The sequence below is a fragment of the Wolbachia endosymbiont (group A) of Phasia obesa genome, from assembly GCF_964028125.1.
Taxonomy (GTDB): domain Bacteria; phylum Pseudomonadota; class Alphaproteobacteria; order Rickettsiales; family Anaplasmataceae; genus Wolbachia; species Wolbachia pipientis.
In genome coordinates this window covers 922,230-936,125 of record NZ_OZ034764.1, presented here as the reverse complement: position 1 = coordinate 936,125, position 13,896 = coordinate 922,230, and the positions used below count along the sequence as shown (strand labels likewise).

General features: G+C 35.3%; 6 protein-coding genes and 1 pseudogene. 4 read left to right on the top strand and 3 right to left on the bottom strand.

Annotation, left to right across the window (positions count from 1 at the left end; translation table 11 throughout):
- Window positions 1-4 precede the first annotated feature (4 nt).
- From ABWU29_RS04665 to ABWU29_RS04655, 3 genes are read left to right on the top strand one after another with little or no spacing between them, the layout of a single operon-like run.
- The gene (locus ABWU29_RS04665; RefSeq protein WP_141457122.1) at window positions 5-877 is read left to right on the top strand and encodes a hypothetical protein; all 873 of its coding nucleotides are present in this window, start codon (window positions 5-7) and stop codon (window positions 875-877) included.
- Window positions 878-898: 21 nt separating this feature from the next.
- Window positions 899-2,344, top strand: coding sequence for a hypothetical protein (locus tag ABWU29_RS04660; RefSeq protein ID WP_141457124.1), 1,446 nt, complete (start codon window positions 899-901; stop codon window positions 2,342-2,344).
- 2 nt (window positions 2,345-2,346) lie between these two features.
- On the top strand, window positions 2,347-10,359 hold the full coding sequence (locus ABWU29_RS04655; protein WP_353280183.1) for an ankyrin repeat domain-containing protein: 8,013 nt from the start codon (window positions 2,347-2,349) through the stop codon (window positions 10,357-10,359).
- A 5-nt stretch (window positions 10,360-10,364) separates the two neighbouring features.
- Here ABWU29_RS04655 and ABWU29_RS04650 read toward each other — a convergent pair.
- Window positions 10,365-10,460, bottom strand: a pseudogene (locus ABWU29_RS04650) (transposase); the annotation flags it as partial.
- A 377-nt stretch (window positions 10,461-10,837) separates the two neighbouring features.
- Here ABWU29_RS04650 and ABWU29_RS04645 point away from each other — a divergent pair.
- Window positions 10,838-12,040 carry an ankyrin repeat domain-containing protein gene (locus tag ABWU29_RS04645; RefSeq protein ID WP_174516877.1) on the top strand — a complete coding sequence of 401 codons (1,203 nt, stop codon included), beginning with the start codon at window positions 10,838-10,840 and terminating at the stop codon, window positions 12,038-12,040.
- A gap of 48 nt (window positions 12,041-12,088) precedes the next feature.
- Here the strand turns inward: ABWU29_RS04645 and ABWU29_RS04640 are convergent, their stop codons facing one another.
- Together ABWU29_RS04640 and ABWU29_RS04635 are read right to left on the bottom strand one after the other, a co-directional pair.
- On the bottom strand, window positions 12,089-12,793 hold the full coding sequence (locus ABWU29_RS04640) for a pyrimidine dimer DNA glycosylase/endonuclease V (RefSeq protein WP_197907345.1): 705 nt from the start codon (window positions 12,791-12,793) through the stop codon (window positions 12,089-12,091).
- A gap of 20 nt (window positions 12,794-12,813) precedes the next feature.
- A complete protein-coding gene (locus tag ABWU29_RS04635) occupies window positions 12,814-13,758 on the bottom strand; it encodes an Rpn family recombination-promoting nuclease/putative transposase (protein WP_141457131.1) in 945 nt (314 codons plus the stop codon).
- Between the last annotated feature and the right edge of the window lie 138 nt (window positions 13,759-13,896).

Here is a 13,896-nt window from a genome sequence, read left to right as displayed (position 1 = left end):
TCACTTGGTTAAGTGTTTAACAGGTAATCCTTTGATAGTTTTTTGGTCACATTTTGTCAGTGGTTACATCTCTAAATTAAATTTAAATGGTCGTCATCCATATGAGTATGGACTTAAATGTGCTATGGATCTTAAACGAGCAGAAGCAGTGGAATTTTTCTGGAATAAAATAAAGTCTCTACCTGAAGATGAATTAAGTACTCAGCAGAAAGATGAAATCTTTATGAAACATGCAGTGTATGCAGCAGGGAATCATTGTAACAGTTATCCTGAGATATTCGAGTTTTGCTTTAGTCAAATGAGTCCTGATAAATATCCAGAACTTTTAAAAAGAGATTTAGCTGAAAATCGTCATTACGGTAGTTTAAACACACTACAGGGTGCACTCCGCTTTGATCAATTTCAAGGATTGTTTGATTGCTTAAAACCATTTGATGTTCCAGAAGGTAAGTATTGTACTTGGTTGCGATTTATAGAAATAAAGAAATGTTCTGGGCATTATATAGATTCAGGTGTAAAGCTTTTTACACACATGTGGATGAAAGAAGGATTTGATAGTCATCGTACCTCAGCATTAAATGAAGAAATGATGAGCAATTCTGTCTTTCAAGGAAGGTTATTAGTGCCTCTAGTTGAGAAGGGTTGTATGGAACCAGTATGGGCAGTGTTGGATAAGGCTAATCCTGATCAGGTTAAAGAATTTATGAATACCAAACAAGCCGATCATATACGTTCCATATTAAAGGAAAGAGGAGATGAGGGTTCATTGGATAAATTCCTATCATATGGTAAGTCCGTAGATAGAGAGCTTGAGAATTTAAGTACTGATTTAACTGAAGTTAAGTTAAGTAAGGCACATAGTTTAAGTAAAAGGTAGACATATTATAAAGGGGTATTTATGCCAAACGAAGAAAGACCACAAGATTTTGAGTTAATAGAATTACTAATTCGAGAAGCAGCAGCTAGCACTTCAGTTCAGCAGAGCAGTGGGGTTGATGAATCCTTCAAGGCAAGGTTTCAGTCGTATGTTGATCAGATTCCATCTTATATGCATTCTGTAGAAAAGAAAGGGTTTTTTTCTCACTTTTTCTTCGGAAGCTTTTCTACGCTGCTGGATACAGAAATAGCAGAGAAGTTAGGCATTAAAGAGATTTCTTTTCGTTTTGACACTAAGGAAACTTTAAAGGTAGTTGTTATTAAGGATGGTGAAATTAAAAATGATAGAAGTGCCATTGATAATATCAAATTATTTTCTATTTCAGAATCAAAAGATGAGTCCAAAGGTCAATTTACTTCTGGTGAGTTGGAAGAAATATTAAAAAAGAACCTGATTTGGACAGATAAAAACACCCTGATTGGTGAAGTTGGAGCTATAAAGGATAGGATTAAGGGTAGAGATGAGATGAAACCCAGGTTAGTACGAATCTCTAAAGGGAAAAATGGTATTTTTGTTAAGACAGAAGTTCAAGAAATATCTGACTCTGCTGCTAGTCATGGCTTTCATAAAATAGAGAAAGGACTATGGAGCAAACCAGAAGATGATATAGCAAAGCTGACTGGTACTGATATGCAGAGAGTTAAAGAATCTTCTGAAAAAGTCCTTGAAAAAATTGGTAAAGTTCATTCCAAATATGAGTACTCACTTAGCTACGCTAAAGAAGCACGTGAGGCAGCACATCATGGATTTGTGGCTGGTGTTTTTATGAATTTCCGCTATAGATATAACCTTAGAGTTTACTTAGAGCAATTTGCAGGAAGAGGTTATGCGGATATTGTTTTACTAGCCCGTGGCCCTGATCGTGCGTTAGATTCCATTCCTATTATCATTGAATTAAAAGCAGGAACAGTTCGTGGTACTGCACCAGGTGATGCCCTGCAACAAGCGACGGATTATGCAAAAGGCTTTCAACCAAATGTTATGCGAGTTTTAACTACTGCAGACAATATTCTGTGTGTTGGTGTAAATCTTGATTATCGATCTCCTGTTTCCAATATTGAAGCAAAAAGTCGTGAGGGAGAAATTGTTCCTCTTTTTCAAGATATGCTAAAATCTACTGATGACTGGGGTATGCGTAGGATTGATATAGGAGAGTTGGAAAAACAAATAAAAGATAATTTAGAACGCATTTATCATACGTTTCCTGGCACAGGAGAGAAGGGAGATAATCATTATTTCAGTAGATTTTTATTAGGACAATCGTTATTGTTAAATGAAGCTTTAGGAACTGAATTTGAAAAGCATGTTTTTATTTACAGTGAAAATATACCTACTGAAGCTCATGAGTCTAGTAGACCTCAACGTCCAGCAGGTCAACAGGTCTTGATAAAAGCCATGCAGTTGTAACAATGGTGCTGATTCCAGAAGGTACCGAGAAGCTAGTTTATGTAATTAATGTTATTGAAGCTGATGGAAGAGCAGAGGTACTGAGTAAAGGAGTTCCACTTAATAACCTAAACGAGAAAATAGGAAATAGAAAAATAGCTGAGTTAAATCTTAATTTTAACATCAAACAAAAGTCAAACTTTAAAAAACATTTTAGTATAGAGGCCAATGAGCCTATTTCTTTAGAACAGTACAACAACAAAAAAGCCAATAAGTTTCAAGGTACTTTTGAGAATGTTCCTTATCCTGATCAGCTAAAAGAAACATTTGATAGAGTATTAGACTCTCAACTTACTTCTGCTCAGTCTTCATCAATAGATGAGTATAATGGGTTATTCAGAAAAATTGGAGAAGGAATGTTACCTTTTAAAACTCTCATTAACAAAGAAACTAATTTCCAGGGAGTATTGGATGGAGCGCTTAGTCATTATAGTGATCTAAGGTTACAGGAATCGCCAGAAACTAGAGCATTAGTTTTAACTGAGTTTCAAACTGGTAGAGGGAAACGTGTTGATATGCTGGTTCACGGTATTAAGTTTGCAGATCAAGGTAATGCTAAGGAATACACTCCTATAGGACTAGAGCTTAAAGGGCCAGAAGAAAAGATAAGTGCTGATAAGTTAAAAGAAAAAGCAAATAAGCAGATAACCGAGAGATATGCAAAAGGTGTAACGTATAAAACACTTACAGATGGTGATGAAGTGAAATTTATCGGTGTTGTTTTTGACAAAAAAGCTAGTAATGCAAATTCTCTTGTTTTAGCAAGTAGAACAAGCGAAGAAGGATTTATTCCTGTTAAAGTAGTTCATAGCTCGGTACTTAAATTTTCTCTAGGACCAGAAGATATTTTAGAGGATTCAATGGATCTTTTTAATCAGCGATGCAATGGAAGTAGAAAAAAACGCAATATAGGTATGGCCTGCATAGACTCACGTGATGAGGAAAGTATTGAAGAGAAAGAAAAAAAAGAACGACGTATTAAAGAATTATTTGATACTGATGAAATAAGAGAAAGAACAAAGAGCATTGAATTTTATGATCAGCTTTTTAAGGTTTCTGAGCATATATCTAAAGGCGAAGCTATAGATCAAAATATTGAAGAAGCATTTATAGCAAAGGTTAAAGATATAGATCTGAATTCAATAGATCCAGAGATTAGGGATGTTATGGAAGAGATTAAAGAAAAGATCAGTGAAAAAGAAGCAAATAAATCAGAAAAAATAAAAGATATTTTAAGAAGATCTGGAGTAGAGGAAAAGATAAGTGAAGCAGCAAAAGGTGTAGGTCTTACTTACAGAAAATTTTTAGATGAGGGAGGAAGTGAATCTCAGAATATTATCAATAAAATTAACAGTAGCCCAGAGGCCATGAGCCATCTAAACAGAGTAGGTAGAATATCTGGCTGGGCTATGGAAGGTATGATGTACAAAAATCTTATAGGTGATATCCTAAGTGGCAATTTAGAAGGAGTAGCAATTAACTTGGGTTTTATTGGAGGTAGTCACTTACTTGGTAAAGTTGCAAATACTGTAGCAATAAAAGGAGAACAATTTATTTCAGAAGGCAAGGTATTTCTTGGCAAGTCTTTAAAAGTAGCATCACCTTTCCTCGCACGGGCGACTTCTGCTTTTATCGCTTATGATTTAGCAAATCAAGTTAAGGCATTTAAATCTGGTGATAAAAATGCTATGGCTGGTATAGTAGGAGATAGTATTGCCCTTACAGTTGATGCAGCAGCAATCGGCATAGAAGTTGCTGAAGTTGCTGGAATACTAAGTGGTGTATCATCAGTCACTGGTCCTATTGGAGCTGGAATAACGGCTCTTGTATTTATTGGCACTGACATTTATTTATCCGTGAAGGCAGTTGAACAAGAAGATAAAATTATTCATTTAACAGGGTGGGAAAAATTTAAGGAAGGGTGGCGTGCATTTCTCCATATAAAGCCTGAAGAGTATATAGAAAAATTAATAAAAGAGAAGCAGGCTAATAGTCACTTGGTTGAAAATGCTGTAGGTTTCTTGAAGCAACATACTGGAATTCGGAGATATGTTTTTCCTACTGGTAAGTTGATTTTCAGAGAATTTATGTACGTAGATCGAGATAATAAAGTGCTTCTTAATGAAAAGATAGGCGATATTAAGTGGAGCAGATCAAGGCCAGATAATCCAAGAGATGGGGAGTTATTCTGCTTACCGGAAGGAGATTGGGAATCAGTTCCAAGAGGTGGAGCTTACCTTTGTGAAAATGCAATAGGCTTGTCTTACTCAACTAATAGAACAGGGGATTATACTTTAACTGATTTGGGTGAAGGTGATGATGAGGTAATCGGATTCCAGGATAGTCCTAATATTTTCCTTGCAGGAGATGGAAATAAAAATTTTACTGGAGGAAGTAAAGACGACTTCTTTATCTTGCAAGGTAATGGTTATAGTAGTGGGATTATAAATGGGGGCCGTGGGAGTGATACGTTGGACTTAACAAAGTTTGCTTTAGGTTACTCCATAAAGATTATGAGGACCTTTTTTGGGTACTTTTCTATTAGTAGTGATGGTAAAAATACTTGTTCATCTTTTAAATTAATGAACATACAAACAATTCTTGGTAGAGAAAAAGAACAGGATGAAGTACAATGTAGTAGCGATTTAAAATATGTTGATGGTGGAGGTGGAAAAGACAATAACCATCCTGACAAAATTTTCATAAATCATGTTACTGGTTCCGGTAAATTGACAATAGCAGTAAGGCCTAATACCGAGATCATAAACCGCTCTTACAACGGAAATTTTAGTTATATTGCCTTTCATGGTGAGGGAAGGGCCAACATTAATATTAATCGCCAAACAGATAAATTACAGCACAGTTTCTTATTTAATTATGCTCTTCCTGATTTAAAAAACGTTAAGGTTCATGATCTTCCGGGTAAAAATACTAACTACCCAATAAAAGATGTTAAATTTAATTTTCAGCAGAGTCCTTTAGGTGTATTTGACATAGATATTAAAAATGTTGCAAATAATGCATCTTATGTACTAACAGATGATAAAACTGAAGTTAAAATTGGAAATGGGGGTAGTTTATATCTACTACAAAACACTAATAAACCTATTGACGAAATTGTAAGAAACTATCCGGCTATAGCGAACAGGCTAAGTGCAACCGTCTTTGCAAAATTTCAAGATGAGCTTGTTGTAATCGGGCATGGAAAACATGAGGTAATGAGTAATGATCCTTTACACAAGAGTCACTTAGTCGGAAATGGTGGTGAAAATGTATATGTAATTACTCCAACTCAGAAAGAAGTGAGCATTTATGATGTTAGTAAGGAAAGTTCTATAGATACACTAGACTTAAGGAACACAGTAAAGGATATGAAAGATATACAGTTCAGTTCATTAAATGTCTCTCAAGATAAAGATGATTTGCTGATAAAATTAGAAATGGAACGATCTCCATTAAAATTTCCAATAAGGCTAAAAAATGGTGTGCAGTGGTATCAGAAACTTCATGTTGTTCTTAATATAAACATGCAACTTGAACGTAATGGTAATAATTGGATTCTAAGTCCTTTACCTTTAATTTTCGATGAGAATACTAAAACTATTGTTATAACAGCTAAAGATATAGAAGAAGGAAATAAATTAATTGTACATAAACAAGCAGGACATTATACCTTTTTACGTTTAAGGGATGACTTGGTAATAATTACTGATTCTAGCACAGGAGAAAACAATATTTGTACTATATTGCTGAGTAATTTCTATAGAGAACCTAAAATGGAAACATTATCTATTGAATTTAATGATACAACAATATCAATACAGGAGAAAATGAATGAAATTAACAGCAGCAAGCTGCTATTTTGTTCTAGTGCACTACAAGTAAATGAACCATTTAGCATTGACGTCCGTGAGTTATTAAATAATCATGATTGTCTCAAGTTTGATTCAGATAAGATAGCCTTTTTTAGGTCAAGTGATAATTTACTATTGTTATCAGATCAAGGAGTGTCGGTTATATTAAATTACTATTCTCATGTCCATAGGCAGTGGAATTTACCAATAGAGTTGAACAATAGTATTATAAAACCAGAGGAATTTAGAGAAAAAGCAGATGACCCTAGTTCTTTTAGGTATTACCTGCCAGGGGAAGAAGGTTTAAAAATTTATCATAATCAACCTACTGATAAATATCAAGTTGGTTTAGTAGATTTAAAGAATAGGTCTATACTAGATTGTGATATGAGAATCGTTGATAAGAATTTTATTTTATCATCTGGAAATAATACTATTGTAAAAGTGGAAAATTGGGTTACTGGCCAAAAGATAATGTTCGCTTTTAACGATGCTATAGTTTTTAACCCAAAATGTATATTTGTTGCTTGCAATCAAGAAGACATTATAGAAGAATTTAATCAAGAAAAAAATAGAGTAAGTAGTATACCTCAAATAGCTGCACTTGTTTCGGGATTACCTTTAGATGAGGCTGTTGAGAAAGATAATTTAGATTCAGTCAATACACTACACCATGCTGTTATTACAAATAATTACGCAATGGCACAACTTCTTATTAGTGAAGGTACGGATATTGAAGCTAGAGATAATGATGGTAAGACTCCTTTAAGTCGTGCTGTTAGTCTTGATAAGCCTAATATGGTTCAACTTCTTCTCAATAAAGGTGCAGATATTGAGGCTAAAGATAATGATGGCAGGACTCCTTTGCAGCATGCTGTTAGTCTTGATAAGCCTGATATGGTTCAACTTCTTCTCAATAAAGGTGCAGACATTGAAGCTGAAGATAATGATGGTAGGACTCCTTTAAGTCGTGCTGTTACTTTGGGTAATTTGAACATGGTACAACTTCTTCTTAATAAAGGAGCCTACATTTATTCTAAAGACGGTAATGGTAAGACAATTTTTGAAATAGCACATGAATGTCATAAAGCAGAAATAGTGAATTATCTCATAACAAAACAGGATAAGTATGGTAACACAATACTGCATTATGCTGCTGAAGAAGGTAATTTAAATTTGGTCGAATTGCTTTTAGATAATAATACTCATATTAGCGTTAAAAACAGTGACGGTTGGATACCTTTGCACTTGGCTGTTAAGGAGGGTAAATTAGATGTAGTTGAGCTGCTTATGAGAAAAGGAGCTAATATTGATGCTAAAGATAACAATAACCAAACTCCTTTGCACATTGCTGTTCAAGTAGGCAATTTCGATACTATTAGCCTCATTGTGGATAAAATTGAAAGCATAAAGTTTCTTATAAATGAAAAAGATGAGTTCGGTTATACACCGCTGCAATATGCTGCTAAAAATGGTAAGTGGGATATAGTTAACCTTTTCCTTGACAAAACTGCTGAAAGGGGTCCAGATGATGTTACAAATAAAGATCAACTATCAAAAAGTTGGACTACTGTACACTATGCTGTTTATAATGGTGACTTGCATTTAATTAAAGATATATTTCAATTTCTTCAAGATAAAGATGCTATCGTTAATACTAAAGATAGTAGTGATTGGACACCTTTACACTATGCTGTATACTACAATGCCCTTGATACAGTGAAATTTCTTGTAAGTAAAGGTGCTGATATTGAGTCTAGAGACAGAGACGGTAAAACACCTTTAGATATTTCTATTGATCGAAAATATGATGGTGTTGTACAATATTTAAAACAAGTGCAATTAAATGAACAACTGTTGAAAGCAGTACAAGTTGGTGATCGTAATGAAGTTAAAGCTTTGATTAGCAGGAAAGCTGACGTTAGTGCTAAAGATAAGGATGGTAAGACTCCTCTACATTATGCTTCTTGGCTTGATTCTTCAAATATGGTAAAGGATCTTATAAGGGAAGGTGCTAACATTGATGCTAAAGATAACAATGGTAAAACTCCTCTAGAGGACACAGGATTTAATGCAGGCGTAAAAAGAATTTTAATGCAGGCACACTTAGATAAAGAGTTATTAATCACTGTACAAGGTAATGATCTTGAGAAAATTAAAAGCCTTGTTGCTCAGGATGTGAGCAAAGATAGTCATGGCGCGTATTATTATGCTTGGAGTGGTAACTTGGACACAGTAAAGTTTCTTGTTGAAGGAGATGTGAATGTTAATGCTACTGATAAATATGATTGTACATTGCTACATTGGGCTGCATTGAAAGGTCATTTAGAGGTTGCTAAGTTTTTGGTTAATAAAAGAGCTAATGTTAATGCTGAAGATATTTTTGGCAGAAGTCCTATGCACTTTGCTTTTATGAATAATCACATAGGTGTACTACGGTATCTAGTAACTAATCAAGCTAACATTGATGCTAAAGATAACAATGGTAAAACACCTTTAGAGGTAGCAAGAGAGTATTTTAAATTAGAAGCAGCTGGAATCCTTTCTATAAATAAGGATATTAAGGAAGGTAAGTTGGATGAAGTCAAGCACTTTCTTGCTAATAATGCTAGCAGAAGTGATACTGATGCTAAAGACAAAGATAAATGGTCGAAAGATTGGAATCTTTTACACTACGCTGTCTACAATGGTAACTTAAATTTATTCAAAGGTGTGTTCGAACTACTTTTGGAAAAGAGTGGTAGCATTAATGCTGGAGATCAGTACGGTTGGACGCCTCTACACTATGCTGTCTATTACAATGAACCTGATATTGTCAGTTTTCTTGTAGATAAAAAGGCAGACATTGATGCTCAAGCAAAAGATCACAAAACACCTCTACATGTTGCTGCTCAGTACAATAGCGGATCTGAAATAACTGGGCTTCTTCTTGATAAAGATGCTAACATTGAGGCCACAGTAAATAATGGTTTTACTGTTTTACATGAGGCTGTTTACTATAATAAACTTGGTATAGTTGAATTTCTTGTTCAGAGAGATGCTGACATTAATGCTAAAAATGGTAAGGGTGAAACACCTCTAGAGGTAGCAAATAGGTTGGGTAGATCAGAAATAGCAAACTTTTTAAGAGGGAAACAAAACGAGAAGCCTGTACAACGTAAGCGTCGTCATCACCATGGAGACCACCCTCGTCACTACGATCGCTCATCGCGTAAGCTTCCTGCTACAGATTTAAGTAATCAACCTGAGGTAGCAGCTAGACAAGATGTACCAGAAAATTCATTACAAAATGATGAGACAGGCTATAACAAAGGGGGAGCTACAAGTGGAGCAAGTAAGCCATCTTCATGGATAAATGTTGCTGCTCATGCTGTTGCAGATACTGTTATGGGTGTTTTTCAGTTTATCTCTTCTCCTTTTAAGTCAGCTATAGATATGGAGCATTCTCAACCTTCTAAAGCTATAACAACTCAAGGTACTGATGTAAATAGCACGCTTTTTCTGTTGGATGTATTCATAAGAAAAATTACAGGACAAAAATACATTTCTACAGTGGACCAGCCTACAATATCCTTACCAGAAGCGGAGTACTATGCATCAGATATTATAAATGAATTTGAACAAGTATTGAAGAAAACAGCAGTTGAATCAGGAATATCAGTAACAAATTTAAATTTTGATCCTATAAAACCACAATCAGATATAGTTGGACAACTAATAAATGGGAATTTTTCTGAAATATCGAAAACCTTGTATTCGTCTGCAAAACAAGCGTGCCCAGAGTTTAAGCAAACCAAGAAATTTCTGGAACGTATGAAAAGCCATATAGAAGAGCTTTTAGACAAGAAAGAACTTGTACTGACAAAACAGCAAATGGAGCAATCCTCTAAGGCTTCAGACCAGCAGGCATCTGGTGCAACAGAGCTATCTAAAAAGCCTTTCTTAAAAGGTACATCAGTGGCTAAAGGACTGGAATTATGTAGCGGTGGTGCTAGTTTCGTAGCTAATAATCCTACAGGAAGTCAGTTACCAGGAGCTACTAGCGGAACAGACGGTAAGCCCGAATCTTATTTAAGTGGTGTAACAGTAGATAATCAACTAGAGAGGTCACAACGACGTTAGGCTATTTATTCCTGAAGTTGTGCAATTTCATCAAGGGAAAGGTCAGTTATTTCAGCTATAACATCTATAGAGACACCGGCCTTAAGTGAATTTTTAGCCACTACACCGTCCACGGATTGTGAGAATGAATAAAGAACACACGATAAAGACTTTCATCAAAAATTATTCCAAAAAAAATTTCTAAATAGTGGTTGACAAGTTTTAAAAATGGAGTACTATGCCTGAAACACATTGGATTGCTAATTTTTATGGTATGTAAGTGTGTAATAGCTAAGGTAGTTTTACGTTTATTAGTGAGCTATGTTATGTGAAGGCGTTCCAGAATTCTTATTTGAGGGGAGATGGTACTTTCTGTGTTGCTTGAAAGAGCATATTGTTGTTTTACTTGAGGAAAGAAAAAAGCCTAGGGTAAGAGTAGCTTGCTAGAGTGTAATTACTTAGTTAAGTTAGGTAAGTTTTTGTAAATGTGGAGGAACAAATGACTTTAAATAATGATAGTTTATTAATTGGTGCTGCAGAAGCAGGATACCTTAGTGAGGTTAGAGAACTTCTTAAGAAGGGGGCTGATATTGAAACTAAAGGTATTGATGGTTACACACCTTTGCACTTGGCTGTTAAATATGGTCGTTTAGAGGTAGCTAAATTTCTTATAGAGAAGAGGGCTAATGTTGATAATAAGGGCAATGGTGGCCATACTCCTCTGCACTATGCTGTTTTAAATGGTCACTTAGAGGTAGCTAAACTTCTTATAGAGAGGGGGGCTAATATTAATGAGAAGGATAACGATGACAATACCCTTCTGCACTTAGCTGCTGAAAAAGGTCGCTTAAATGTAGTAGACAAGCTTATAGATGAAGAGGCTATGGTTAATGAGGAAAATAGCTATGGTTACACCCCTCTGCACTTGGCTGTTAAAAATGGTCATTTAGAGGTAGTAAAAAAGCTTATAGAGAAAGGGGCTAAGGTTAATGAGCAGAACAAGGAAGGCAGTACCCCTCTACACTTAGCTGTTGAAAATGGTCACTTAGCGGTAGCAGAAAAGCTTATAGCGAGGTATGCTGACATTATAATTAAAACTGATGATGATTATGTACCTTTAGACAAGGCAAGGGAAAACAAACAATCAGAAATGGTTAAGTTTTTAGAGAAAAAAGCAGAAAGAGGAAAAAGTATAGATCCTATAAGGCGTAGGCGTCATAAACAACACCACAGAGAGCAGTTACAAGAGGAACGTACTAGCTACCTTGAATCAAAGGATGCTCTTCGTAGTATTGAAAATGATAATTCTGCAATAGAAGACAATAAGCAAGCCACAAGTGGAGCAAGTAAGCCATCTTCATTGATGGGCAGTATTGTTAAGTGGATTAAGAATTCTACAGAATCTCCAGCTCTACTTACTTCTGGAGAACGTAATAATCATACCGTTACAACTGTACCGGAAGTAAACGCTACTCTAGTGAATAACACAATAATGTTAGCCATTTTAGCTGCTGGTCGGTATAGGCAGCCAATTCATGAAAACCTCTTGTCACCAAGAGAGCAATCGATGAGGTTAAATAATATAGATGAGGACGTGATTAGAGCTATGCAGGAGAGTGAAGAAATTGGAGATCCTGATACTAAGATGGATGAAGTGAAAATTAGTGGTAATAAGACTGGGATGTGGAAAGGAGGTAAATAGTTAATATGCCTCTTACGGAGATAAACAAAGTTAGAGGTTTATGATTATTTAGTTCCCTAACTTTTGAATTTCATCTAAAGAAAGGCCGATCATTTTAGCTATAACATCTATAGAGACACCGGCCTTAAGTGAATTCTTTGCAACTTCGATTTTCTCTGCTTTTCTGCCTTCGGCTCTGCCTTTTTCATGTCCGATTTGGATGGCTTCTCTATTTATGAGCTGTATTAGCTGTGGTGTTGTGTAGCAGATTATCCAATCTGGTGCTTCTCTGCCATTTTCCCACTTAGCAAATCTCATCTTTTCCTTGAGATAATATCTCCTATAAGCTTCCACAGCACTGCTGCATTTATACTGATCCGGCAGTGCTTGTATAAAAGCTTGCATATCAGTTGATCGAAAAATGAGTAAATCCTTATTACTATCACACCAATTTATTACTTCCTCTGATTTATGCTTCCTTTTGTATCGCTGTGTATACTCTTTACACAATTCTTTTCCATACTCTATCAACCAACAAAAGTTTCCTTTCGATTGCCTAGCCCACAAAGAACAAGGATGATTGCTGTGAGTGAGTTTATATGGAACTTCTATATCCTGATCTATGACACTAACAAAAGGATTTGGCGCTTTTAATGCTATTGAAAAAACATTACTTAATAACTGAGCAGTTTCTAATGGCATTTTTACTATATGCTTATCACATAACATTTTTGCCGCAATCTCTGGGTTTTCATCTAGTACAAAGATGTTCATCTAAACATCCAAAGATAGAATCAGCTTAAGTCTTTAATTTCATTAGCTGTAAGACCAGTAGTTTGAGCTATAATATCAACAGAAACACCTGCTTTAAGTAGATTCTTTGCGACTGTTATCTTAGCTTGTTTTTCACCTTCTTCTCTTCCCCTCTCTGCGCCAATTTTAATGCCTTCCTCCTTGCCTTCCTCTCTGCCTTTTTGATGTCCGATGAGGATGCCTTTTTCAGTAGCATCATCAAGTTTTTGAGCGAGGACAGCCTGTTCATCAAGAATACGTTTTATTTCCTGTTCATAGGCAATAAATTCTTTTTCTGACCAGTTAAATCTATTTAGTTCTTCATAGGCCTTTTTAATTATTACATCACTACCTATTATTTTTTCCAGCTCTTCTTCACTAGTCTCATCTGCATATTTAAAGAAGTAGATCCATTTTTCAACTATATTTGAAAGCTGATCCTCTTTGGTTTTTGGAAATTTTGGCAATTCAATAAATATGAAGTAAAAATCTTTTAGATCGTGTTCATTAGTATCTTCATCCCGAATAGTATGCTTTGATTTATACTCAGACTTGTCCGGAAACAGGATACAATCTGCTATAGCAATGAAGATAATTTCCTTAAGGTCTTGGTATTGATCACCTTTATCGGCTTGTCTTGAATACGCTTTAGCTGCATAGTATTGGGCACGTTTTTCAAAGCCTTTAGTTTTAGCGACCTGCATCTCGACGATCACTTGCACCCCATCTTCATCTCTACAGAGAACGTCAACAATACTTTGCTTTTTAGCAGCAATATCAGGGTCTTGAATAGTACTTAGAAACTCTATATCCTTTATTGCACTTTTGTCAGTGAAGCCAAGGATATCATTGAGGAAGTGAATAAGAATATCTTTATTTTTTTCAGTACCGAAGATACGGCGAAAAGATATATCATTTTTGGGGTCGAGAAACTTCGAAAGAGCCATGAGAAAAAAACCTAAAAAGCATTAATAATTATACACAATTGTGAAGAAATGTTCAAGTTTTTTATTTTTTTAAGTTTTGAATGCGTTGATGAAAAAAATGTCTCCCATAGATGGCTTTAGAATGCTACTACGCATCTT

What these genes read in the sequence shown, in the direction of transcription:
- ABWU29_RS04640 (WP_197907345.1), bottom strand. Translation starts at nt 12,793, where the DNA reads ATGAACATCTTTGTACTAGATGAAAACCCAGAGATTGCGGCAAAAATG.
- ABWU29_RS04645 (WP_174516877.1), top strand. Translation starts at nt 10,838, where the DNA reads ATGACTTTAAATAATGATAGTTTATTAATTGGTGCTGCAGAAGCAGGA.
- ABWU29_RS04635 (WP_141457131.1), bottom strand. Translation starts at nt 13,758, where the DNA reads ATGGCTCTTTCGAAGTTTCTCGACCCCAAAAATGATATATCTTTTCGC.
- ABWU29_RS04655 (WP_353280183.1), top strand. Translation starts at nt 2,347, where the DNA reads ATGGTGCTGATTCCAGAAGGTACCGAGAAGCTAGTTTATGTAATTAAT.
- ABWU29_RS04660 (WP_141457124.1), top strand. Translation starts at nt 899, where the DNA reads ATGCCAAACGAAGAAAGACCACAAGATTTTGAGTTAATAGAATTACTA.